This window comes from Sphingopyxis sp. BE235 (assembly GCF_031457175.1).
GTDB lineage: Bacteria > Pseudomonadota > Alphaproteobacteria > Sphingomonadales > Sphingomonadaceae > Sphingopyxis.
Window position 1 is genome coordinate 184,346 of record NZ_JAVDWC010000002.1, and the last position, 22,683, is coordinate 207,028.

Here is a 22,683-nt window from a genome sequence, read left to right on the forward strand (position 1 = left end):
TCGTGCCAGAGAGCGCTTATCTTCGATCCTGTCTGGTCCAGATCGGAGGGATCGTCGCAATCGAAACGGCAAAACAGGAACTTAGGTCGACTTGCCGCGTGAACGATTGCGCAGGCGGGCGGTTTTCTGGCACTGAGCCTATGCGTTCGACCAGATGTTGAAGGAGCCGATCGTTGCTGGGCTGGATTTTCTTCCAACGGGATCTCGATCCGGCCCTGCCGGAGGTCCCTGAAATCCTGCGGTTTCAGGAGACCGCGGCGGCGCGCGGGATCGAACTGCATGTCCTGAAACCGCATAATTTTGACATCGTCGCGGCGCCGGTCGACGGCTGGTCGGTGCATTATGAGGGCCATTCGCTCGCCCGGCCCGACTTCATCCTGTGCCGGACGGGCGCCGAGACCGACTATTTCACGCTCGCGGTGCTCCGCCATTTCGAACGCCGCGGCGTGCGCCTGATCAACGGGCCCGAAGCGATCGACCTTGTCGCGGACAAACTCCACACGATGCAGCGGCTCGCGCGCGCCGGATTGCCGATCCCGGCGACGATCCTCGGCAAATTCCCGATCGGGGTCGACATCGTCGAGGAGGAACTGGGTTTCCCGATGATCGTCAAGACGCTGCGCGGCACGCGCGGCACCGGCGTTCTCAAATGCGAGGACCGCAGCCAGTTCGAGGATCTCGCCGGCTTGCTCGAGAGCGCCGATGCCAAAGCCGATTTCCTGTTCCAGCACTATGTCCGGTCGAGCCACGGGCGCGACGTGCGCGTGCTCGTGATCGGCGGCCGGGTGATCGCGGCGATGGAACGGCGCTCGCCCGCCGGCCATTTCAAATCGAATGTCTCGCTCGGCGGCGTCGGCATCGCCCATACGCCGACCGGCGAAATGGCCGACCTCGCCGCGCGCGCCGCCGACACGCTCGGGCTGGAAGTCGCCGGGATCGACATCTTGTTCGACAATGAGGGCTACCGGATCTGCGAGGCGAACAGCGCCCCGGGGTTTCAGGGGCTGGAACGCGCGTGCAGCATCGATGTGCCGGGTGCGATCTTCGACTGGATCGAGGCGAGCCATCAGGTACAGGACCGGCCGATCAAGGCGGTGACCGGCGAGGCGTTGATCGACCTGGTGTTCGGCGGCCGGCTGAGCCTGCGCGCGGTTGGCGACCGGCTCGAGGAACCGCGCGCCTTTGCCCGCGCGGTCGGTGTCCGGCTAGTCGGCGCGGGGCTGGGGTCGGTGATGTCGTCGCTGATCCCGGGGCGGCAGGCGGCACCGCACAGCCCGGTTGCGCGCCGCCTTGAGGCGTTGCGCGCCGATGCGCGCGGCGTCCCGCTCGCGGTCGCCACTGACATCGATCAGGAACAGATTTTCCTGACCGTGCTCGGCGTGTCGATCTGGGCCGCGGTGCTGCCCTGGCTCGCGGGCGGCGAGCCGGTCTTCGCCGGTGCGCTGTCGCTCATCGCACTCGGCTTCCCCGCGGTGTTCCTCTTCACGCGCCGGACCCCGAAAACCACGCGCCCCCGGTCCGCTGCCCGATGACGATATTCGACGGGCTGACGCTCTGGGCGCTGTTGCCCTTCATCGTCGTGGGATTTGCGGCGCAGTTGATCGACAGCGCGCTCGGCATGGCGTTCGGCGTCATCGGCACCGCGCTGCTGCTCGTTCTGGGCTTGCCGCCGGTGTCCGCCTCGGCGGCGGTGCATGTCGCCGAGAGCTTTACCGGCGGCGTGTCGGGGCTGGCGCATGCGATGCAGCGCAACGTCGACTGGCGGCTGTTCCGCCGCCTCGTCGTCCCGGGCATCGTCGGCGGGCTGATCGGCGTGTGGCTTTTGACCAATATCGACAACAGCATCGCGCGGCCGGTCGTGCTCGCCTATCTCGGCGCGGTCGGCATCTATCTGCTGTGGCGCGGCGCGCGGCGCCCGCAAACCTATCGCAGCATCAAGTTCGTCGGGCCGCTCGGGCTGATCGGCGGGATCGCCGACGGGTCGGGCGGCGGCGGGTGGGGCCCGATCGTCAGCGCCAATCTGCTCGCGCAGGGCGCCGAGCCGCGCACCGTCATCGGCACGGTCAACGCGTCCGAATTCTTCGTCACCGTGACGATCGCGGCCGGGTTCATCGGGGCGATGGGCTGGCAAAGCTTCAGCACCGCGGCGATCGGTCTGCTGATCGGCGGTGTGATTGCCGCGCCGATCGGCGCATATCTCGTCCGCCGCCTGCGCGCCGACTGGCTGGTCGGCGCCGCGGGCGTGCTGCTACTGCTCGCGAGCGCCTATGGCTTCCTTATGCTGATGTTTGCGCCCGTGCCGTCTTTCCGCGGTTTCTAGACGCAGCGCATCGCAAAGGCCCAGAACAGCGCCTTCTGCTGATATTCGCTTTTCAGGTCGGCGCTGCCCTGGTGGCCGCTGTCCATGTCGGTGTGCAAGAGCGCCGGGTTGCCGCTCGTCGAGCGACGCCGCACTTCGGCAACCAGCTTGGCGGGTTCCCAATAAGCGACGCGGTCGTCCTTGAGCCCGGCGGTGCAGAGCAGCGGCGGATAGGCGGCCGCCCGGACATTCTCATAGGGTGAGATCGAGGCGATATAATCATAGGCTTTGGGATCGGCGAGCGGGTCGCCCCAGTCGGGTCGGAACAACGGCACCAGCGGATGCGCGCCATCGCTCATCGTGTTGAGCATGTCGACGAACGGCACCTGCGCGATCACGCCGCCCCACAGCGCCGGGGCGATATTCATGCTCGCGCCGACGAGCAGCCCGCCCGCCGACAGGCCATAGGCGACGACCTTGCCCTTTGCAGTATAGCCCTCGGCGGCCAGATGTTCGGCGCAGGCGATGAAATCGGTGAAGCTGTTGCGCTTGGTGAATTTGCGCCCGCCGAGGAACCATCGGCGGCCCTTCTCCGACCCGCCGCGAACATGCGCGATCGCATAGCGCCAGCCGCGATCGACGAGCGCGAGCGCGGGGATCGAAAATTCGGGATCGCTCGGCACGCCATAGGAGCCATAGCCATATTGAAGCAGCGGCGCCTTGCCGTCCTTCGGCGCGCCGCGGCGCGACAACAGCGTGATCGGCACCATCTCGCCGTCGGGCGCGGGAGCGAACAGGCGTTCGACCTCATAATCACCGGGGTCGAAATTGGCGACCGCCTGTTGCTGGACGACGCTTTGCTTGCCGCTGGCCAGATCGACGCGAATCCAGCGGCGCGGCGATTTGGGCGACTGGTGGACGATCATCACCGATGACGCGCCATAGCTTTGCTCGCCCGGCAGTTCGATCGCATAGGCGGGATCGTCGAAAGCGACCGTCTGTTCCGATCCATCGGCGCGCAGGATGACGAGCCGGTGAAGCCCGTCGACCCGCTCGAGGCGGACGAGTGCCGCCGCGAAAGGCTGGATCTGGAGGATCGGGGTGCCCGCGCGGTGCGGCACGAGCGTCGCGAGCGTGCGAAAGCTCTTCGGATCGAGGCGCAGCAGCGCCATGTCGAACGCGTCGCCGGCATCGGTGAGCGCGATCAGCCCGCCGTTCCACTCGTCGATGTCATAGAGCACTCCCGTCTTGCGCGGCCAGACGACGGCGGGGGTTGCGGTTTCGTCGGCGGCGGACACCAGCCGCACTTCGGCGGTCTCGGGGCCGGCGAGGGTCAGCGCGATGAAGCCGTCGGCCGCCGTGCGCTTCACCTGCATGAAGATCGCCGGGTCCTTTTCCTCATAGACGAGGTCGGTGACCTTGCCGTCGGCCGAGGTGCGATAGAGTCGCGTCGGGCGGTTGCGCGCATCGCGCCAGATCCAGAACAGCCAGCGCGACGACGGCGCGAAGACGAGCCCGCCATAGCCATAGGCGTCCTTGTCGACGATCGTGCGCACCGCGCCGCTCTGATTATCGCGGATAACAATGCGGTGGCGGTCGTTGCCGATCACATCCTCGGCCCAGGCGAAATAGCGGTGGTCGGGGCTCGGCTGATGCCCGGTGCTGCGGAAATAGGGCTGGCCCTTGGCGCGCACCGCCTCGTCGACGAGCTGCTCGGGCTTTCCGCCCTTCTTGCTGCGCGTATAGATCGCATGTGCCGCGCCGGCGGGCCGCGCCGATCCGTAGTCCCAGCCGTCCTTTTCGAGCGCCGGCGCGGCCGTGTCGCCCGACGCCCGCGCGAGCATCGCGTCGAGCAGCTTCGCGCGTTCGCCCGCTAGCGGTGCAAGGATCGCGTCAGCGTACGCATTTTCCGCCTTCAGCATCGCGCCGACGGCGTCGGGCAAATTATCGCGCGTGCGCTCGCCCGTCGCCGGGATGAACTTCATCCAGCTATAGGCATCGTCGCGCTGGCGGCCCAATTGATCGATCACATGCGAGACACGCGGCGATTGCGGTGGCGCGATTTTGGGCCAGCGCCCGGCGCCGCCCTGATCGAGCGCCCACGCCGCGCGATTTCCCAGCAGGAGCGCCGCCATCGCGGCGCTGCCCATAAACGCGCGCCGACCCTTGTTCTCGATGTTCTGCATGCGACCCTCTCTCGCCCGGTGGGGATGTCGCGTCCAGTGTATGTCGCCCGGGTTGGCTTACTGCGCCGATCAGGCCGCCCAATCCACCGATCGGGCAAATTGGCCGCAAGCCCTCATGAAACCACGCTTTCCTGCGCCGCAGGGCTGGCCCGATCCGGCTGGAAACTGGCCCGACCATCGCCGACACGCCAATTTCGCATGATAGCTTGAGCATCGGATTTTCTTACCAATAGGCATAATCAATAAGGGAGGCAAAAATGGGTTTTGCATCGATCAGGCGGATCGCCGCATGTGGCATCTCGATCCTGGCGCTGGGACAGGCATCGGGCGCGCTGGCGCAGGAGGTCGACGATACCGAGATCGTCGTCACCGCCGCCAAGCGCGAACAGTCGGTGCGCGACGTCAGCGGCTCGGTGTCGGCGGTCAGCGAGGCGACGCTGCAAAAGCTCAATGCCCAGAGCCTCTCCGATTACATCACGCGCGTCCCCGGCGTCATCTTCAACGACTATCAGCCGGGCGTTTCCGAAGTCGTAATCCGCGGCGTCGCCTCGTCGACTTATCATGAGGCGAACCAGGCGACGACGGGCTATTATCTCAACGAAGTTCCGCTGATCGAGCCCGGCTTCCCGCTCGTGATCCCCGACGTCGACAGCTTCGATGTCAGCCGCGTCGAGGTGCTGCGCGGGCCGCAGGGCACGCTCTTCGGATCCTCGTCGCTTGGCGGCGCGATCAACTATGTGGTGAACGAGGCCGATCCCGCGCGCTTCGATGCGGGCTTCGAGGGCGGCGTTTCGACGACCAAGCGCGCGGGCGAGGCGAGCTATGCGGTCAAGGCGATGGTCAATGTGCCGATCGCGACCGACAAGCTCGCCGTCCGTCTCGTCGCGCTCCAGCGCTACGACGCCGGATATCTCGACAACACGCTGCTCGGCGAGAAAGGCAGCAACGACCTTCGCGTCCGCGGCCTGCGCGGTTCGATCGTCTTCACGCCGACCGAGACGACGCGCGTCTCGGCGCTCAGCATGTATCAGGAATATGATCTCGACGATCAGACCTATGTGATCTTCGGCCCGCCCAAGACCTTCGAACGCGCCACTAACGTCGCCGAATATCAGGACACGCAGTTCATGATGCACAGCCTGCGGATCGAGCAGGATCTGGGCTTTGCGACGCTGACCGCGGTGGGCAGCTATACCGAGAAAAAGGCCGACCTGGCGTTCGACAATTCGATCTTTGGCGGCAACGACCCGCGCACCGACACCCCCGAACTCGCGAGCGGTAAAGGCAAGTCGAAGACCGAATATGGCGAACTCAGGCTCGCGTCGCCCGACGGCGGGCGTTTCCGCTGGCTGCTCGGCGTCAACTATACGCGGCTGCGTTCGAACAGCACCGACGGCACCTTTATCGAGGGCATCTCCGACTATATCGATGCCAATCCGGGCGAGTTCGGCGGGCGGCCGGGCAGCGAACTCGCTCCCGATGACTTGGCCTCACGAACGGTCAGCAGCAACCGCGTCACCGAAAAGGCAGTTTTCGGCGAAGCGTCGTTCGACATCGTCGACACGCTGACGCTGACGCTCGGCGGGCGATTGTTCGAATATCGCACCGCGCCGCGGCTGCAATATCTGCCGAACGCCGACCTGATCCCACCCTTCGATTATGCCCCGGAGACGAGCAAGGACTCGGATTTCATTCCGAAGGCGTCGCTGACGTGGAAGCCGTCGAAGGACTTCATGATCTATGGCCTCTATTCCGAAGGGTTCCGCATCGGCGGTCTCAACGTCTATTCGCTCGCGACCGCGGGGCTGCCCCTGACCTTCGAAAGCGACACGACGAAGAATTACGAGATCGGCACGCGCTTCGACCTGATCGACCGGACGCTCAGCGTCGATTTGACCGCCTATCATATCGACTGGGGCAATATTCAGGCCCGCCTGTTCACGCCGGGCGACTTCCGCGCTTACACGGTGAACGGCGGCGGCGCGGACATCGACGGCGTCGAAATCAGCCTGAACCTGCGCCCGACGCGCAACCTCAGCTTCACCTCGAACATCGCGTACAACGATGCGCGGCTGTCGTCGCTCTTGCCCGACAGCTTCGCGCCGGGCGGCGGCTATGCCAAGGGAACGCGCCTGCCGGGCGCGTCCGAATGGACGCTGTCGAATTCGCTCGACCTAAGCTTCCCCGACATGTCGCTGAAGCCGCGCTTCGGGATCGCGCACCGCTATCTGTCGAGCGCACCCGTCGATTTCGCCGGGACGCTCGACAAGGGCGACTTCCACCTCGTCGATCTCAACGCATCGGTGACGGTGAGCGACCGGATTGAGCTCAGCCTCTTTGCGAAGAATCTGTTCAACCAATATGGCATTTTGAACGCGCCCTTCGCCTTTGCGGGCTCGGTCGCGCGGCCGCGCACGCTGGGCGCGAGCGTAAGGTTCAGCCTGAACTGAGATCAAGAAAGGAGCTGCCCCGCCGGGAAGGCGGGGCAGTCATTTGGAAATGACCGGAAACGACCGTTAGTTGCCGCTCCACCTCCTACTTCGTCATCCCCGCGAAAGCGGGGACCCAGCGAGCTGCCGTTGCCGCTGGGTTCCCGCTTTCGCGGGAATGACGAATGTTGGGGTGGCGGCTTCCCTCCTCTAAGCCGACGTTATTTCTCGAAACCCGCGAGAAACGCGGCGACATTCTTGCCGAGATCGCCGACGGCGTAACCGCCCTCCATCACGATCAGCGTCGGCACGCCGAGCGCCGCGATGCGGCCCGCGAGCGTGACATAATCCTCGCGTTCGAGCGCGAAGCTCGAAATCGGGTCGCTGCTGTGCGTGTCGGCGCCGAACGAGACGACGAGGAATTTCGCGCCCCAATCCGAAATCGCCGCCAGCGCAGTGTCGAGGGCGGGCGCATAGCTTTGCCCGTCGGTGCCGCGGGGGAGGGGGAGGTTGAGCGTCGTTCCTTCGCCCGCACCTTCGCCGCGCTCGTCGGCGTGCCCCCAGTAAAAGGGATAATCGGTGCGCGGGTCGGCGTGGATGGAGGCGAAGAAGATATCGGGATCTTCGTAAAAGATGTCCTGCGTGCCATTGCCGTGATGATAGTCGATGTCGAGCACCGCGACCGGCCCGAGCCGGCGATCATGCGCCTCGCGCGCCGCGATCGCGGCGTTGTTGAGGTAGCAATAGCCGCCCATATAGTCGCGCCCGGCATGGTGGCCCGGCGGGCGGCACAGCGCAAAGGCATGCGCCTCGCCGCTGGTTTGAAGATGATCGAGCGCGGTCAGCGCGCCCTGCGCCGACCAATAGGCCGATTCCCACGTACCCGCCGCGATCGGCGTCCCGGCGTCATAGCTGTATGCGCCAAGATCGGCGTCGATGCGGCCGAAGCTCAGCGGCCGGCGGCGCCTGACCGGGAAGGTATAGCCGATCGCGTCGCCATTGCGCCCCGCCGCGACCCAGTCGCGATGCGCGCGTTCGAGGAAGGCGAGATAGTCGGCGTCATGCACCGCGAGCAGCGGCGCCATGCCGAAATCGCGAACAGCGCTCCAGTCGCTGAACTGTGCGACGATCGAACGCGGGCGCTCGATATTCTCGGCATAGGGCACCCAGTCGCCATTGTGCAGTTCGCGCGAGGGGGCGTGGGCGGTCTGGCGATCGTCGAAGAAAAGCTTCACCTTTGTCCTTCCATCCATTTCGTGAGCGTCGGGTCGCTGTGACCCGCGACGATTTCGGCAAAGCCCACTGCGCTCTCATCCTGCCCGAGCTTGAAGCTGTGTTCGGCGGAGCGGACGTGGGCGCGAAAGGCGATGATCTGGTCGAGCATCTTTTCATAGCGCGCGCCGAGGCTCGCTGTCGACCAGGCGCCACCTTCCATCTTCGCGACGAGCCGCTCGATTGCGCCCTGCGTTTCGTCGCCGACGAATTCGACCTCGACGGTGAAGCGCAACACCGCATAATTCCATGTCGGCGCCCAGTCGGGCTTCGACAACAAAGTCGTCGGAACATAGCCCGATGGCCCGTTGAACAGGATCAGCCCGCGCGGGTCGGCGCGGAAATCGGCGACCAGCGCATTACGCAGCGCACAATGGCCGAACAGCGCGACCACCGCGCCCGCATCGTCCGTCTCGGCGATCAGCGGCAGCGGGCTGGCATGGAAGGCACCCGATATCACCCAGGCGAGCGGATAGTCGGCGATCAGCTGCCCGATGTCGGCGGCGCCGCGCGGCGTGTAGAGGTCGGTCATGCCGCGACGATATCACGGATCCACGCCGCCTGCTCGTCGAGCGCGCGGCCCGCGAGCGGGGCGATCGATACCGCCTCCAGAAAGCTGTGCGTCGCCCCCAGATAGGTGACCGCGCGCGTCGGCACGCCCGCCTCTTCGAGCTTGCTGGCGAAAGCGTCGTTGCAATCGGCCAAGATGTCGCACTCGGCGATGGCGAGGAAGGCGGGCGGCAGGCCGGTCAGGTCGGCGTTGAGCGGCGCGACCAACGGGTCGGCAAGCTGTCCGGGACCATCGACATAGGAGGCCCAGAAGGCGTCCATCTCGTCGGCTTCGAGCGAATAGTCGCCGGCGCCGAAGCGGGCGTAGCTTGGCGTCCGCTCGGGCGCGAAGGCGCCGTAGTTGAGCAGCATCGCGGCCGGCAGCGGCCGGCCGCGCTGGCGCTGCAACAGGCACGCCGCGACCGACAGGTTCGCGCCTGCGGAATCGCCGCCGATCAGCACGCGGGTCGCATCGAGGTTCAGCACATCCGCCTCTGCCGCGATCCAGTCGAGCGCCGCCGCGCATTCCTCCAGCGCGACGGGGAACTTGCTTTCGGGCGACAGGCTGTAATCGATGCCGAGCACCGCGATCCCCGCGCGCGCGGCATATTCGCGCATCAGCCGGTCGTGCGTGTCGATGCTGAACAGCGTCCATCCGCCACCGTGAATATAGAGCATGACCGGCAGCTTCGCGTCGGCGACCGGGCGGTGGAGCCGCAGGCGGACGCCGCCCATGTCGATTTCGCGGCTCTCCGCCATTATCGGGCCACCCTCGCGCCACGGCTGGCGGACGCGTTCGGCGACGGCGCGGCGCGTCGCCATGCTCGCGCCCGCCGGTGCGCCATGCTCCGCATAGGCGGCGTTGATCGCGTCGACAAAGCGCCGGATATCGGGGTCGGCCATGTCGTTCTGCATGACGCTTAAGCCCTTTGACATATTTCGCTTATCCTTCTCGAAACGATCCTTGATTGCCTGATAGCTTTTGCGCGTCCCCATCTATCGCCCATTTGGGCCAATCACCGCAGCGGACAGGCCAGTGGGCGCATCATCGCTGGCCAGCGGCGCGCGCGGCCTATATTGTGTATTTGTCTAAGGCTTGTGAGGATCGGGCCATGAAGCATAGTGCCGATGTTCTGACGAACGACCGCCCGGTCATTGCGCTGCAGGATGAATATCCTGCCGGCTTCATCGATCCGATGCACAGCCACGACCATATCCAGATCCTCTACGCGTCGTCGGGGGTGATGTCGGTCCGCACGCCCGAGACCAGCTTCGTTATCCCGCCGCAACGCGCCGTATGGCTGCCCGCGGGAACACGGCACGAGGTCGCGTGCCGCGGCGCGGTGTCGCTGCGCACGCTCTACCTGCCGTGCCGGGGCGGCGAGACGGGGCACGAGTGCCGCGTTTTCGAAGTGTCGAACCTCGTCAAATCCTTGATCCTCGAGGTCGTCGATTTCCCGGCGCTCTACGACGTCGATGGGCGTGAGGGGCGGATCATCGCGTTGTTGCTCGACGAGATCGGGCGCATGCCGAACGCCCCCTATCAGGTGTCGATGCCGTCGAACCCGCGCCTGCTCCGCGTCTGCAACGCGATCATCGCCGATCCGTCGGACCCGCGCGACATCGACGACTGGGCGGCGCTCGCGGCGATGGGGCGGCGCACCTTCACGCGCAGCTTCAAGCTGGAAACGGGAATGGGGCTCGCCGTCTGGCGGCAGCAGGTGCGGTTGATGGAGGCGCTGTCGATGCTCGCCGCGGGCGCGTCGATCACGCAGGTCACCTACGACGTCGGCTACGACAGCCCCAGCGGCTTCGCCGCGATGTTCCGCCGCGCCTTCGGCGTGCCGCCGAGTCAATATCTGAAGCACTGACGCCCGCTGCAGCGGCGCTAATCGCCGCGCCCGCGGCCTTCGGTCGTCCGCGCCCATTCCGCGAGGTCGCCGTGCCGCTTGATCGTCTTGAGACACACCACGGTCTTCAGTCGCTGCACGCCGGGCAGTTTCGACAAATTGTGGCGGAGCAGCTCGTCGAGGTGATCGGCCGAGCGCGCAAAGATTTTGAGCAGATAGTCGCTCTCGCCCGCGGTGGTGTGGCATTCGACCACCGCGGGGTGCGCGAGCACCGCGGCTTCGAAATCGGTGTGCGCATCGAAGCGGATCTGGACTTCGACGAAGCTCTGCACCGCGAGGCCGATCGCGAGCGGGTCGAGCCGCGCCGCATAGCCTTCGATGACGCCGCTTTCCTCGAGGTTTTTCACCCGCGACCAGCAGGGCGATTTGGACAGGCCGACCTGTTCGCCGAGGTCGGCGTAAGATTGCCGGCCGTCGCGTTCGAGCGCCGCAACGATTTTCCAGTCGAGCTTGTCCATGCGTTCCGTCCTGAATCGGGTTTATGCGAGAATCTGGCCACCTCATTCTAAACCTGAGTACAAATTCCTGCAAATATGGAAACTAACAGAACGATTAGCGATTTTCCGCAATCTGTTGCCGCGAAATCCGCACAATGTTCGCGCGGCCCCGCGCTATCACTTGCGCCGAAGGTTTGGAGAGAGACCGATGGCCGCGACACATATATTCGACGCACCGCCCGAAGGTGTCGCGGCCAATTGGACGATGCCGCAGAACTGGGCCGCCTTTACCGCCGAGCAGCACGCGACATGGCGGAGCTTGTTCGATCAGCAGGCGGCGGCGCTTGATGGCTATGCCTGTCGGTCGTTCCTCGATGGCCTCGACATTCTTCGCAAGCTGAGGCCGGGGGTTCCCGACTTCGCCGAGCTCAACGCGCTGCTGAAACCCGTGTCGGGCTGGGAGGTCGTCGCGGTGCCCGGCTGGATTCCGAACGAGCCCTTTTTCGAGCATCTCGCGAACAAGCGCTTTCCCGCCGCCAACTTCGTCCGCCCGCCCGAGCAGATCGCCTACAGCGAAGAGCCCGATATGTTTCACGACATTTTCGGCCATATCCCGATGCTCACCGACCCGGCCTTTTCGGACTTTCTGGTGGCCTATGGTCAGGCTGGGCTGCGCGCCGAAAAGCTGGGGGCGTCGGACTTTCTCGGTCGGCTTTGGCTCTATACGGTCGAGTTCGGCCTCGTGGTCGAGGACGGCGAACTCCGCGCGTTCGGCGGCGGCCTCATGTCGAGCTTTGCCGAAGCGCTCTCCGCGCTGACGTCGCCCGAACCGCAACGCATCTGGCTCGATATCGAACGCGTGATGCGCACGCGGTATAATTTCGACGAATTCCAGCAGACCTATTTCGTCGTCGCGGGGTTCGAGGATTTGTTGCGCGCGACCGAAGAAACCGACTTCGCAAGCATCTACCGCAAAATCGCTGACGAACCCGCGCTCGAACCCGGGGATGCCTGGCGCGGCGATGTCGCCTATGAAGGATACCTGCCGGCTGTGCCGGCGAGCGGAGAGGCATCGCAATGATCAGGCAGACGCGCGACGGCGGCACCGACATCTTCGAGACCGAGATCGACGGCGAGACGATCCAGTGGGACAATGGCCTGACCTATGCGCGGCATTTGCAGACCGCGCAATTGCTCTCGGCGCAGGTGCCGGTGTCGGACAAGCCCGACGAGATGCTGTTCATCATCATGCACCAGACGATGGAGCTGTGGCTGAAGCTCGTGCTGCACGAGGGGCGGCTGGTTTACGACGCGATCAAGGCCGACCGGCTCGAGATCGCGGGCAAGGGGCTCGACCGCATCGCGACGATCCAGCGGCATATGATCAACAGCTGGGAAGTGCTGGCGACGCTGACCCCGCATGATTTCCTGACCTTTCGCGGCTCCCTGCGCCGCGCCTCCGGGTTCCAGTCGCAGCAATATCGCGAGCTCGAATATCTCCTCGGCAACAAGCGCGAGGATATGATGATCGTCCACAAGGACGACCCGGGGGCGACTGAAAGACTACGCGCGGCGTTCGAGGCGCCGTCGCTTTACGACGAATTGCTGCGGCTGCTCGCGCGGCGCGGTTTTGATATTCCGCCGAACATTCTCGAACGCGACTGGACCAAGCCTTATGCGGCGTCGGACGCGGTCGAGGACGCCTGGCTCAAGATCTACACCGACCCGGATGCGCATTGGGATCTCTACACGCTCGCCGAGAAGATCACCGCGCTCGAATATTATTTCCAGGAATGGCGCTTCAAGCACATGAAGACCGTCGCGCGCGTGATCGGGCACAAGCCCGGCACCGGCGGTTCGTCGGGGGTCAATTATCTGGTCAAGGCGCTGGACCTCAGCTTCTTCCCCGAACTCTGGTCGATGCGCACGCGCATGACGGCGCCGCGCGAGGGTGGCGACTATGCCGAAGGGAAGGGCGCATGAGCCGGATCTGGGACATCTCGCAGCCGCTCCACGCCGCGGTGCCGGTATGGCCGGGCGAGCCCGCTTTCGCGCTGCACAGCCATGCGGTGATCGGCGATGGCTGCCCGGTCAATGTCGGCGGCATGTTCACGCCGCTCCACGCGGGCACGCACGGCGATGCGCCGCTGCATTATGCCAATGATGGGGCGTCCTCAGCCGATTGCGACCTCGATGCCTATATCGGGCCGTGCGTGCTGCTCGATATGCGCCACGCGCGCGGGCGGGTCGAGATTGCCGATATCGACTGGGATGCGATCGAGGGCGCCGAGCGGGTGCTGCTGCGGACCTATGAGCGTTTTCCGCACGACCAATGGGACAGCGATTTCACCGCGATTGCCAGCGACGCTATCGCCCGACTGGGCAGCATGGGCGTGCGGCTGATCGGCACCGACGCGGCGTCGCTCGACCCCGAACAGTCGAAGACACTCGACGCGCATCAGGCGGTCAAGGCGGCGGATATGCGGATATTGGAAGGCCTCGTGCTCGATGACGTGCCGCCCGGCCAGTACGAACTCGTCGCGCTGCCGCTCCGTATCGTCGGCGCCGATGCCAGCCCGGTGCGCGCCATCTTGAGGGAAATCGCATGACCGACACGCTCTTTGCCACCGATGTGTCGGCGCTCGACGCCGCCGACCCGCTCGCGCCTTTTCGGGATCGTTTTCACCTGCGCGAAGGTTTGATTTATCTCGACGGCAATTCGCTCGGCGCCTTGCCCAAGGCGACGGGCGACCGGCTTGCCGCGGTTGTTGGCAACGAATGGGGCGAGGGGCTGATCACCTCGTGGCTCGGCGCCGAATGGTCGACTGCGCCGCGGCGGATCGGCGACAAGATCGGGCGACTGATTGGCGCCAACGCGGGCGAGATCGTCGCGACCGATTCGACTTCGGTGAATATTTTCAAGGCATTGACTGCTGCACTTTCGTTGCGGCGTGAATGGAGCGTGATCCTGTCGGAGGCGACGAACTTCCCGACCGACGTCTATATGATGCAGGGCATCGAGGCCTTTTCGGGCGGGCGCGTCAAGGCGGTCACCGTTGCGCCCGACGCGATCGTCGATGCGCTGAACGAGGACGTCGCGGTGCTGCTGCTGACGCAGGTCCACTATAAGTCGGGCCGCGTGCGCGACATGGCGGCGATCACGAAGCGCGCGCACGAAGTCGGCGCGCTCGTCGTATGGGATCTGAGCCACAGTGCGGGCGCGATCCCGGTCGATCTCAATGGCGCGAACGCCGATTTCGCGATCGGTTGCGGATACAAGTTCCTCAACGGCGGCCCCGGCGCGCCCGCCTATCTGTTCGCAGCCGCGCGGCATCATGCCGCCACGCCGGTGCTGTCGGGCTGGTTCGGGCACGCGCGGCCCTTCGCCTTCGAGGAGGATTATGATCCCGCGGCGGGGATCGAACGCTTCCAGTGCGGCACCCCGCCGGTGCTTGGCCTTGCGGCACTCGAGGTGGGCGTCGACCTGATCCTCGAAGCCGATATGGCCGAAATCCGTCGCAAGTCGCTCGCGCTCGGCGACCTGTTCATCGAGCAGATGCAACCTTTGTGCGACGCATACGGCTTCGAACTGGTGAGCACGCAGGGCCACGCCGAGCGCGGCAGCCAGGTCGCCTATGCGCACCCGCAGGGCTACCAGATCGTGCAGGCGCTCAAGGAATATGACGTGATCGCCGATTTCCGCGCGCCCGACATCCTGCGCTTCGGGCTGACGCCGCTTTACCTGCGCTATCGCGACATCGTCGAAACGGTCGAGCGGCTCGACAAGGTCTGCGCGACGCGCGCGTGGGACAAGCCGCAATATCACCAGCGGGCGGCCGTGACATGAGCGACGTGTCCGCGCCTTTCCTGCCCAAGTCGCGCGTCGCCGCGGTGCAGGCCGCGCCCGTCTTTCTCGACACCGCGCGCACGGTCGACAAGGCGTGCGCGCTGATCGCCGAGGCGGCCGGCAATGGTGCACAGCTTGTAGCCTTTCCCGAAGTGTTCGTTTCCGCCTATCCCTATTGGAACTGGCTGATGACTCCGATCGAGGGCGCCGAGTGGCACGAGCGGCTGTATCGCGCGTCGCTGTCGATCGACGGCCCCGAGGTTGCGGCGCTTTGCAACGCTGCACGCAATCATGGCTGCACCGTCGTCATAGGGATCAATGAACGCGATCCGGTGAGCGTCGGCACGCTCTACAACACCAACCTGATCATCGGCGCCGACGGGACGCTGCTCGGGCGGCACCGCAAGCTCGTGCCGACATGGGCCGAGAAGCTGACCTGGGCGGGCGGCGATGGCAGCTCGATCCGTGTCTACGACACGCCGGTCGGGCCGCTCGGCACGCTGGCGTGCGGCGAGAATACCAACACGCTCGCGCGCTTCGCGCTGCTCTCGCAGGGCGAACTGGTCCATATCGCCAATTATATCGCGCTGCCCGTCGCGCCGGCGTCGTACAATATGGCCGAAGCGATCAAGATCCGCGCGACCGCGCACAGCTTCGAGGGCAAGGTGTTCACGATCGTCGCCTGCTCGGCGGTGAGCCCCGAAATCATCGACGCAATGAGCGCCGACCGGCCGCAGAACCGCGACCTGCTGTCGCGCCCGAACAGCGCCTTTTCAGGCGTGATCGACCCGCACGGCAATCTCGTCGGTCAGGCGCTGATCGACGACGAGGGCATCGTCTATGCCGACATCGACCTTGGCGAGTGCATCCGCCCCAAGCTGATGCACGACATCATCGGCGGTTATAACCGCTTCGACATCTTCAACCTGACGGTCGACCGGACCCCCCGCGCGTCGGCCCTGTTCGTCGACGAGCCGCAGCCCGTCGATCCCGACGAGGAGACGCCATGATGGCAGGCAATAGCACGATCATCGATCCGCGCGACGATGTGCTCGGGCGCGCGCGCGTGAACGACACGCCCGAACTCGAAGCCTTTTATCAAGAGCTTGCGGCGCGAAATGCCGGCGCCTTCTGGAAACGCGCGAATGCGATCGAGCCCTGGGAGCCCGAAACGCGCTATCGCCCGACGCTGTGGCGCTACGAAGAGATGCGCGCCATGTGCCTGCGCGCGCTCGATCTGGTGAAGCCCGAAGAGGCGGGGCGCCGCGTCGTGACCCTGCTCAACGACAGCGATGCTGGGCGAGAGAATGTCGCGGTCTGCGGCTGGCTGTTCAGCGGCATGCAAGCGATGCGCCCCGGCGAGATCACGCCCGCGCACAAGCACACGGCCTCGGCGCACCGCTTCATCATGGAGGGCAAGGGCGCCTATACCGTCGTCGACGGACACCACATCACCTTGGGCGCGAACGACTATGTGCTAACGCCCGGCGGCTGCTGGCACGACCATGGCGTCGTCGCGGAGGGCGAGGTGTCGATCTGGCAGGACGGCCTCGACATCCCGCTGATGAACAGCCTCGAGACCAATTTCTACGCGGTTTATGACCAGCCGGCGCAGACGGCGGCGTTTCCGGTCGACGATCTGCCGCTGAGCTATGGCGGCGGGTCGCTACGGCCCGAAGGCATTGGCGCGTGGGACAAGCCCTATTCGCCGGTGATGGTCTATCGCTGGGAAGCGACGCGCGACGCGCTGTGGAACCTCGCGAAAGTGTCCGACGGCACGCCGTTCGACGGACATATGCTACGCTATTCGAACCCGCTGACCGGCGGCTGGGCGCTCCAGACGATGGGCGCGCATATGCAGATGCTGAAGCCCGGCTTTCGCGGCAAGGCGCACCGGCACACCGGCAATGTCGTCTATAATGTCGCGAGCGGGCGCGGCTATTCGATCATCGGCGGCGAGCGTTTCGACTGGGGCACGCACGACATTTTCTGCGTGCCCGCGTGGATGTGGCACGAGCATGTCAATCTCGATCCTTCCGAGGAGGCCTTCCTCTTCTCGTTCAACGATTTCCCCGTGATGGAGGCGCTCGGCGTCCGGATCGAGGAAGCCCTTCAAGAAAATGACGGACATCAAATATGCGCTTCGTGACATATCGCACGGTCGAGACCGAACCCCGGCTCGGCCTTCTCCACGACGACCTCGTGATCGACGTCGAATATTTCGGCGATGCAATCGGGCAGGATCTGCCCTCGACGATGCTCGATTTCATCGATCTGGGGCCGATCGCGCTGCGCTTCCTGCAGGAAGCTGTCGCAGCCGCGACCACCGCCGACCTGATCGGCACCTCGCTTCCCGAGGGCAATGTGACCTTGCTTGCGCCGATCCCGCGCCCGCGCAAAAATATCTTCGGAATTGGTCTAAACTATACCGAGCATGTCGCTGAATCTGCTCGTTCGCTCGACACGTCGAACGAGCTGCCGCAGCAGCCGGTGATCTTCTCGAAACCGCCGACCGCGGTCGTCGCGTGGAACGATCCGATCCGCCATAATGCGAAGGTGACGCAGCAACTCGACTGGGAAACCGAACTCGCGGTGATCATCGGCAGCACCGCCCGCCACGTCGCAGAGGGCGACGCGCTGAACCATGTGTTCGGCTATACCGTCATCAACGACGTGTCGGCGCGCGATTGCCGCCGCGCCGGGCAGTGGATCGTGTCGAAGGGGCAGGACAGCTTTGCGCCGATGGGACCGTGCATCGTCACCGCCGACGAGATCGGCGATCCGCACAACCTCAATATCCTGACGCATGTGAACGGGGTCGAAAAGCAGAACAGCAACACGCGCTTCATGTTGTTCAATATCAATCAGTTGATCGCCGACATTTCCAGCGTGATGACGCTCGAACCCGGCGACATCATCGCGACGGGTACCCCGGCGGGGGTCGGCGCGGGGCGCGATCCGCAGGAGTTCATGTGGCCGGGCGACGTCGTCGAATGCACCGTCGAGGGCATCGGCACGCTGTGCAACCCGATCGTCGCGGTCTGAGGCGCGCGAGATGACACGGCCAATCCGCATCGGGCAGATCGTGCCCAGCTCGAACGTCACGATGGAAACCGAAATCCCGGCGCTGCTTCGCGCGCGGGAGAGCATCGCGCCCGAACGCTTCACCTTTCACTCGTCGCGGATGCGGATGAAGAAGGTGACGAAGGAGGAACTCGCGGCGATGGACGCCGATTCCGACCGCTGCGCGCTCGAGCTGTCCGACGCCGCGGTCGACGTGCTCGGCTATGCCTGCCTCGTCGCGATCATGAGCATGGGCGAAGGTTATCATCGCGTGTCCGAGGCGCGGCTGCACCAGCGGACGGTCGAGAATGGCCGCGCTGCACCTGTCGTCACCAGCGCGGGTGCGCTGGTCGAGGGGCTGGCGGCGCTGAAGGCGAAGCGCATCGCGCTCGTCGCGCCCTATATGAAGCCGCTGACGCAGATGGTCGTTTCCTACATTCAGAATGAAGGTATCGAAGTAAGCGACTGGCTTGCCCTTGAAATCCCCGACAATCTGGAGGTCGCGGCGCAGGATCCGGCGAACCTGCTCGAGCATTACAAAAGGCTCGACCTGACCGGAATCGACGCGCTCGTCCTTTCCGCATGCGTCCAGATGCCGTCGCTGCCGTCGGTGCAGAAGATCGAGGATGCGATCGGCTTGCCCGTGGTGTCGGCGGCGATCTGCACTGCGCACCAGATGCTGACGCGCCTGGGGCTGCCGACCGAAGTCCCAGGTGCCGGGGCGCTGCTGTCGGGCCGCTACTGATCGATTGAGGCGGGGGGTGCGATAGCCGCCGCTGCGGCTACATCGTGCGTCACATTAGCGACCGTGCGGACCATGTCGGGAATGACGTCGATCGCGAGCAGGATCGGCAGCAGTTCGATCGGCGCGCCAATTGCGATCGCGGTCGGCGCCACCGACGCATAAAAGCTGATCTGTCCCGGCATGCCGAGGATCGCCAGCGACGACAGAACCGCGAGCGGCAAGGCCACCGCGAGCTGCAGCGGTGAGACTTCGACCCCCGCCATCCACGCAAGCGCCAGCGCCATCATCACCGTGTTCGACGGTGCGGTGATCTTGAAGGTCGCGACCGCCATCGGCAGGATGGCGGCGGCGTTGCGTTCCGCGATGCCGACGCGCTCGGCGCTCACCATCATCGCGGGCAGCGTCGCGATCGACGATTGGGTGCTCGCCGCGATGGCCTGCGCCGGGGCCATGGCGCGGGCAAAGCGCCCGAGCGGGACGCCTCCGGCGAAGCATGCGATGGCATAGCCGAGGACGATCAGCACCAGCGTGACGGCAATCGAGATTGCGAGATATTGGGCGAGGATCGCGAGCACGGCGGTCCCGACGGTCGCACCGATCGCCAGCGCGAGCGCGAAGATGCCGATGGGCGCGACGCGGAGCACCCAGCCGACGATGACAATCATCGCATCGGCGAGCCCGCGCAGCGGCTGGAGGACCGCCTCGGCGCGGTCGCGGTCGATCTTGCCGACGGCAAGGCCGAGTATGAGCGCGAAGATGACGAGCGGGAGGACCGCACCCTCGGCGGCCGACGCGACGACGTTGGTCGGGATCATCGCGTGCACGGTCTCGGCCGCGCCGGGAACCGCTGGTGCGGGCGGCGCAGGGAAGAGGCTGCGCAGCGCGGCGATATCGGCAGGCGCGATGGTGACCGCGCCGAGCAGCGGCGGGACCATCAGCGCACCGATCACCGCCGAAACGATCAGCAGGCCAATGAGCACCAGCGGCAGGCGCCGCCCGAGCCGCGCGGCCTCGTGATGGTCGCCCATGCCGAGGCTGGCGACGCCGGTCGCAACGAGCGCGAAGATCAGCGGGACGATCGTCATGCGGAGGCCGTCGAGCCAGATTCCGCCGACCAGCTGCGCCGCCTCGACCAGAGGTGACGATGCCGCGATGAAGGTGCCAATCGTGAAGCCGAGGATCAGCGCGACGATCATCCAGCCCGATCCGGGCATGCGCGTGGCCCAGGCCCGTGCGCGCGAAATTACCATGAGTCGAAATCCCCCTGACCCCAGCATGCCGATGCATGCCGGGGCGGTCAAAGCCTTTGCTGTGGTTCGCTGATGCGGCGCTAGTGCGCCTGCGGCACGCCCAGTTCGGCGAGCAAAGTATCGCGCAGCGCGTCGAATTCCTCGCCGCCCGCACGGCGCGGGTGCGGCAAGCGGACGCGCGTGTCGTAACCGATCCGCCCTTCTTTCAGCACAAGGATGCGGTCGGCGAGCAGGATCGCTTCCTCGACATCGTGCGTAACGAGCAGCGTTGCGGGGCCGTGCGCCTGACACAGCTCGCCGATCAGCCGCTGCATCTTGAGCCGCGTCAGCGCGTCGAGCGCCGCGAAAGGCTCGTCGAGCAGCAGCAGGCGCGGTTCGCGCACCAATGCGCGCGCGAGCGCCGCGCGCTGCGCCTCGCCGCCCGACAGCGTCGCGGGCCAGGCATCGGTGCGATGGTCGAGCCCGACCTCGGCGAGCGCCGCGACGGCACGCTCACGCGACGCGGCCTTGCCCGACAGGCCGATCACGACATTCTTCCACACGCTCTTCGACTGGACGAGCCGCGGTTCCTGAAACACGACGGTACGCGCCGCGGGCACCCACGCTTCGCCGCCATCGGGGGCATCGAGCCCGGCGAGGATGCGCAGCAGGGTCGTCTTGCCGCTGCCCGACGCGCCGAGCAGCGCGACGAATTCGCCGCTGTGGATCGTCAGGTTCAGGCTATCGAGGACGCTGTTGCCAGTGAAATTGCGGCTGACGTCGCTGACCTCGACCGCGACCGGGCGGTGCGAAAAGTCAGGAGCGGCGACGCGTTCGGCGGCGGCGAAATCGATCGAAAGGACGGCGGTCATCGGTATGTCTCCTATCGGATGGCGATGCCCGCGCGCCACGGCATGAACAGCCGTTCGAGCGAGCGGACGATCAGGTCGGCGCTGAGGCCGAGTACGGCATAGATGGCGATGCAGATGAGGATGACGTCGACCTGCTGATACAGTTGCGCGCTGTTGAGCAGGTAGCCGAGCCCCGCCGAGGCGTTGATCTGCTCGGCGGCGATCAGCACGAGCACCGACACGCCGAGCGCGAAGCGCAGCCCCGTGAAGATCTGGGGCAGCGCGAGCGGCAGCACGACCTCGAGGATCAGGCGGCGCCCGCCGAGGCCGAAGCTGCGCATCGCCTCGATCACCTTGCGGTCGACGTTGCGCACCCCGGCATAGGTGTTGAGGTACATCGGGAACATCGTCGCGAGCGCGATGAGGAGCAGCTTCGGCGCCTCGCCGATCCCGAACCAGACGATGAACAGCGGAACGAGCGCGAGGAAGGGGATGGTGCGCAGCATCTGGAGCAAGGCATCGAACACTTCCTCGCCGAGTTTCGACAGGCCCGCGATGGTGCCGAGGATCAGCCCGAAGACGATGCCGATTGTGCCGCCCACGAGCGCGCGCGTGAGCGAGGTGGCAATCTGTGAGGCAAGCGCCTGTTCGGTCCACAATTGCTGCCACCCCGCGACGATACCGGCAGGCGAGGGGAGGATCGACGGGTCGATCCACCCCGCGCTCGTCGAGGTCGCCCACAGCGCGACGATGATCAGCGGGCCGGTGGCGCGGCGGGCGAACGAGAAGCGTTCGGATCGGGTTCCCGCCCTGCGGACGACCGGCTGGACGAGCCGGCCGGGGTCGCCCGCGAGGGCAATCGGTGTCGGCGCATTCACTTCGCCGCCTCCTGCGCGGCGACGATATCGTCGTAGCGCTTGTCGAAGATTTGCGACGCGTCGAGCTTTTTGCGGATCAGTCCTTCCTTGAAGAACAGATCGGCCTCGTCCTGATGCGCCGCGATGATCGCGTCGCTGATCGGCGCATAGCTGGCGGGCGCGCGCGTGATGATCTTTTCCGCGATCGCCGCGTCGACATTGTAGCGTTTGGCGAGCGCCGGCGCGGCCCTGGCGGGATTCTCACGCTGCCAGCGCGTCGCCCGCGCCGCGCGCGCGACGAGGTCGCCGATCGCCTTCGCCTTCACCGGATCGGCGAGCGCCTTGTCGGACGCGACGAGGTAGAAGAAGCCCGGCGTGTTCGGTGGCGCGCCGCTCGCGAGCACACGCACCTTCCCGGCCTCGAGCGCCTGCGTCAGATAGGGCTCGCCGATCGTGATCGCGTCGGCCGATCCCTTGTCGAGCAGCCCGGTGCCAAAGCCGGTCGCCTGCACCGGCTTGATATCCTTCAGCGACAACCCCTGCTTGTCGAGCAGCCGCGCGACGAAATAATGGAGCACCGTGCCCTTCATGAACGACACTGATTTGCCCTTGAGATCGGCGACGCTGCGGATCGGCGAGTCGGGTTTGACGACGAGCGCATAGGGCGAGCCGCCGCCGTCGATGGTCTTGCTCACCGCGACCACCTTAACCGGGCTGCCCGCGGCCTGCGCGAAGATCAGCGGGGTTTCGGCCATCCAGCCGACATCGAGCGATCCGCCCGTCTGTGCCGCGATGATCGGCGGCCCGCCGACGAAATTGGCCCATTCGATCTTGTAATCGCTCGGCTGGCCTTCGCCCGATACGTCGAGCGACGATTTGAGCGCGTGGAGCTGGTCGCCGATCTTGATCGTCGTGCCGCCGTCGACCGCGCCGCCGCACGCCGCCAGCGACAGGAAAGCGCCGGCGACGAGCGTGCGAAGAGGGGTGAGGGAGAGTTTCATCTGCTGGG

21 protein-coding genes are annotated in these 22,683 nt (G+C 65.7%); 12 read left to right on the plus strand and 9 right to left on the minus strand.

The window, feature by feature from the left end:
- Positions 1 to 173: 173 nt before the first annotated feature.
- Entirely contained in the window at positions 174 to 1,532 is a 1,359-nt protein-coding gene (locus tag J2X38_RS08055; RefSeq protein ID WP_310253009.1) for a RimK family alpha-L-glutamate ligase, read from the plus strand.
- A complete protein-coding gene (locus tag J2X38_RS08060; RefSeq protein ID WP_310253011.1) occupies positions 1,529 to 2,320 on the plus strand; it encodes a sulfite exporter TauE/SafE family protein in 792 nt (263 codons plus the stop codon). Before J2X38_RS08055 ends, J2X38_RS08060 begins: the two co-directional genes overlap by 4 nt.
- On the opposite strand, the gene J2X38_RS08065 is transcribed toward J2X38_RS08060, so the two are convergent.
- The gene (locus J2X38_RS08065; RefSeq protein WP_310253013.1) at positions 2,317 to 4,485 is read right to left on the minus strand and encodes a prolyl oligopeptidase family serine peptidase; all 2,169 of its coding nucleotides are present in this window, start codon (positions 4,483 to 4,485) and stop codon (positions 2,317 to 2,319) included. The genes J2X38_RS08060 and J2X38_RS08065 overlap by 4 nt on opposite strands.
- Before the next feature lie 257 nt (positions 4,486 to 4,742).
- Between J2X38_RS08065 and J2X38_RS08070 the strand changes: the two genes are divergently transcribed.
- Complete coding sequence (locus J2X38_RS08070; RefSeq protein ID WP_310253015.1) at positions 4,743 to 6,935, plus strand: TonB-dependent receptor; 2,193 nt, start codon at positions 4,743 to 4,745, stop codon at positions 6,933 to 6,935.
- A 200-nt stretch (positions 6,936 to 7,135) separates the two neighbouring features.
- Here the strand turns inward: J2X38_RS08070 and J2X38_RS08075 are convergent, their stop codons facing one another.
- Genes J2X38_RS08075 through J2X38_RS08085 form a run of 3 tightly spaced genes read right to left on the minus strand, consistent with a single transcriptional unit; the run spans position 7,136 to position 9,671 of the window.
- Positions 7,136 to 8,149, minus strand: coding sequence for a histone deacetylase family protein (locus J2X38_RS08075; RefSeq protein ID WP_310253017.1), 1,014 nt, complete (start codon positions 8,147 to 8,149; stop codon positions 7,136 to 7,138).
- Entirely contained in the window at positions 8,146 to 8,718 is a 573-nt protein-coding gene (locus J2X38_RS08080) for an FMN-binding negative transcriptional regulator (protein ID WP_310253019.1), read from the minus strand. Before J2X38_RS08080 ends, J2X38_RS08075 begins: the two co-directional genes overlap by 4 nt.
- Positions 8,715 to 9,671: an alpha/beta hydrolase gene (locus J2X38_RS08085; protein ID WP_310253021.1), complete on the minus strand. Its 957-nt coding sequence runs from the start codon at positions 9,669 to 9,671 to the stop codon at positions 8,715 to 8,717. Before J2X38_RS08085 ends, J2X38_RS08080 begins: the two co-directional genes overlap by 4 nt.
- 176 nt (positions 9,672 to 9,847) lie before the next feature.
- On the opposite strand from J2X38_RS08085, the gene J2X38_RS08090 reads away from it, so the two are divergent.
- Positions 9,848 to 10,606, plus strand: a complete 759-nt coding sequence (locus tag J2X38_RS08090; RefSeq protein ID WP_310253023.1) for a helix-turn-helix transcriptional regulator — start codon at positions 9,848 to 9,850, stop codon at positions 10,604 to 10,606.
- A 17-nt stretch (positions 10,607 to 10,623) separates the two neighbouring features.
- Here J2X38_RS08090 and J2X38_RS08095 read toward each other — a convergent pair whose 3' ends face one another.
- On the minus strand, positions 10,624 to 11,103 hold the full coding sequence (locus J2X38_RS08095; protein ID WP_310253025.1) for an Lrp/AsnC family transcriptional regulator: 480 nt from the start codon (positions 11,101 to 11,103) through the stop codon (positions 10,624 to 10,626).
- Positions 11,104 to 11,290: 187 nt separating this feature from the next.
- On the opposite strand from J2X38_RS08095, the gene phhA reads away from it, so the two are divergent.
- From phhA to J2X38_RS08135, 8 genes are read left to right on the plus strand one after another with little or no spacing between them, the layout of a single operon-like run.
- Entirely contained in the window at positions 11,291 to 12,163 is an 873-nt protein-coding gene (phhA, locus tag J2X38_RS08100) for a phenylalanine 4-monooxygenase (RefSeq protein ID WP_058538150.1), read from the plus strand.
- Positions 12,160 to 13,065, plus strand: a complete 906-nt coding sequence (locus tag J2X38_RS08105) for a tryptophan 2,3-dioxygenase family protein (RefSeq protein WP_310253031.1) — start codon at positions 12,160 to 12,162, stop codon at positions 13,063 to 13,065. Before phhA ends, J2X38_RS08105 begins: the two co-directional genes overlap by 4 nt.
- Positions 13,062 to 13,691 carry an arylformamidase gene (gene kynB, locus J2X38_RS08110; RefSeq protein ID WP_310253033.1) on the plus strand — a complete coding sequence of 210 codons (630 nt, stop codon included), beginning with the start codon at positions 13,062 to 13,064 and terminating at the stop codon, positions 13,689 to 13,691. The genes J2X38_RS08105 and kynB overlap by 4 nt, the downstream gene beginning before the upstream one ends.
- A complete protein-coding gene (gene kynU / locus J2X38_RS08115) occupies positions 13,688 to 14,929 on the plus strand; it encodes a kynureninase (protein WP_310253035.1) in 1,242 nt (413 codons plus the stop codon). Before kynB ends, kynU begins: the two co-directional genes overlap by 4 nt.
- On the plus strand, positions 14,926 to 15,939 hold the full coding sequence (locus J2X38_RS08120) for a carbon-nitrogen hydrolase family protein (RefSeq protein WP_310253037.1): 1,014 nt from the start codon (positions 14,926 to 14,928) through the stop codon (positions 15,937 to 15,939). The genes kynU and J2X38_RS08120 overlap by 4 nt, the downstream gene beginning before the upstream one ends.
- Entirely contained in the window at positions 15,936 to 17,078 is a 1,143-nt protein-coding gene (locus tag J2X38_RS08125; RefSeq protein ID WP_310253039.1) for a cupin domain-containing protein, read from the plus strand. Before J2X38_RS08120 ends, J2X38_RS08125 begins: the two co-directional genes overlap by 4 nt.
- Complete coding sequence (locus tag J2X38_RS08130) at positions 17,066 to 17,974, plus strand: fumarylacetoacetate hydrolase family protein (RefSeq protein ID WP_310253042.1); 909 nt, start codon at positions 17,066 to 17,068, stop codon at positions 17,972 to 17,974. Before J2X38_RS08125 ends, J2X38_RS08130 begins: the two co-directional genes overlap by 13 nt.
- A gap of 10 nt (positions 17,975 to 17,984) precedes the next feature.
- Positions 17,985 to 18,737, plus strand: a complete 753-nt coding sequence (locus tag J2X38_RS08135; RefSeq protein ID WP_310253044.1) for an Asp/Glu racemase — start codon at positions 17,985 to 17,987, stop codon at positions 18,735 to 18,737.
- Here J2X38_RS08135 and J2X38_RS08140 read toward each other — a convergent pair.
- The 4 genes from J2X38_RS08140 to J2X38_RS08155 all read right to left on the minus strand — a co-directional run bounded on the left by J2X38_RS08140 (position 18,731) and on the right by J2X38_RS08155 (position 22,675).
- On the minus strand, positions 18,731 to 19,987 hold the full coding sequence (locus J2X38_RS08140; RefSeq protein ID WP_310253046.1) for a cation:dicarboxylate symporter family transporter: 1,257 nt from the start codon (positions 19,985 to 19,987) through the stop codon (positions 18,731 to 18,733). The two genes, J2X38_RS08135 and J2X38_RS08140, sit on opposite strands and share 7 nt — an antisense overlap.
- Positions 19,988 to 20,067: 80 nt before the next feature.
- Entirely contained in the window at positions 20,068 to 20,838 is a 771-nt protein-coding gene (locus J2X38_RS08145) for an ABC transporter ATP-binding protein (protein WP_310253048.1), read from the minus strand.
- Between the two features lie 11 nt (positions 20,839 to 20,849).
- On the minus strand, positions 20,850 to 21,695 hold the full coding sequence (locus J2X38_RS08150) for an ABC transporter permease subunit (protein ID WP_310253050.1): 846 nt from the start codon (positions 21,693 to 21,695) through the stop codon (positions 20,850 to 20,852).
- Positions 21,692 to 22,675: an ABC transporter substrate-binding protein gene (locus tag J2X38_RS08155; RefSeq protein ID WP_310253052.1), complete on the minus strand. Its 984-nt coding sequence runs from the start codon at positions 22,673 to 22,675 to the stop codon at positions 21,692 to 21,694. The genes J2X38_RS08150 and J2X38_RS08155 overlap by 4 nt, the downstream gene beginning before the upstream one ends.
- Positions 22,676 to 22,683: the final 8 nt, after the last annotated feature.

Bases quoted from the DNA above. Each gene is read 5' to 3' on its own strand.
- J2X38_RS08060 (WP_310253011.1), top strand. From the start codon at position 1,529: ATGACGATATTCGACGGGCTGACGCTCTGGGCGCTGTTGCCCTTCATC.
- J2X38_RS08065 (WP_310253013.1), bottom strand. From the start codon at position 4,485: ATGCAGAACATCGAGAACAAGGGTCGGCGCGCGTTTATGGGCAGCGCC.
- J2X38_RS08070 (WP_310253015.1), top strand. From the start codon at position 4,743: ATGGGTTTTGCATCGATCAGGCGGATCGCCGCATGTGGCATCTCGATC.
- J2X38_RS08080 (WP_310253019.1), bottom strand. From the start codon at position 8,718: ATGACCGACCTCTACACGCCGCGCGGCGCCGCCGACATCGGGCAGCTG.
- J2X38_RS08085 (WP_310253021.1), bottom strand. From the start codon at position 9,671: ATGTCAAAGGGCTTAAGCGTCATGCAGAACGACATGGCCGACCCCGAT.
- J2X38_RS08090 (WP_310253023.1), top strand. From the start codon at position 9,848: ATGAAGCATAGTGCCGATGTTCTGACGAACGACCGCCCGGTCATTGCG.
- J2X38_RS08095 (WP_310253025.1), bottom strand. From the start codon at position 11,103: ATGGACAAGCTCGACTGGAAAATCGTTGCGGCGCTCGAACGCGACGGC.
- phhA (WP_058538150.1), top strand. From the start codon at position 11,291: ATGGCCGCGACACATATATTCGACGCACCGCCCGAAGGTGTCGCGGCC.
- J2X38_RS08105 (WP_310253031.1), top strand. From the start codon at position 12,160: ATGATCAGGCAGACGCGCGACGGCGGCACCGACATCTTCGAGACCGAG.
- kynB (WP_310253033.1), top strand. From the start codon at position 13,062: ATGAGCCGGATCTGGGACATCTCGCAGCCGCTCCACGCCGCGGTGCCG.
- kynU (WP_310253035.1), top strand. From the start codon at position 13,688: ATGACCGACACGCTCTTTGCCACCGATGTGTCGGCGCTCGACGCCGCC.
- J2X38_RS08120 (WP_310253037.1), top strand. From the start codon at position 14,926: ATGAGCGACGTGTCCGCGCCTTTCCTGCCCAAGTCGCGCGTCGCCGCG.
- J2X38_RS08125 (WP_310253039.1), top strand. From the start codon at position 15,936: ATGATGGCAGGCAATAGCACGATCATCGATCCGCGCGACGATGTGCTC.
- J2X38_RS08130 (WP_310253042.1), top strand. From the start codon at position 17,066: ATGCGCTTCGTGACATATCGCACGGTCGAGACCGAACCCCGGCTCGGC.
- J2X38_RS08135 (WP_310253044.1), top strand. From the start codon at position 17,985: ATGACACGGCCAATCCGCATCGGGCAGATCGTGCCCAGCTCGAACGTC.
- J2X38_RS08140 (WP_310253046.1), bottom strand. From the start codon at position 19,987: ATGGTAATTTCGCGCGCACGGGCCTGGGCCACGCGCATGCCCGGATCG.
- J2X38_RS08145 (WP_310253048.1), bottom strand. From the start codon at position 20,838: ATGACCGCCGTCCTTTCGATCGATTTCGCCGCCGCCGAACGCGTCGCC.
- J2X38_RS08155 (WP_310253052.1), bottom strand. From the start codon at position 22,675: ATGAAACTCTCCCTCACCCCTCTTCGCACGCTCGTCGCCGGCGCTTTC.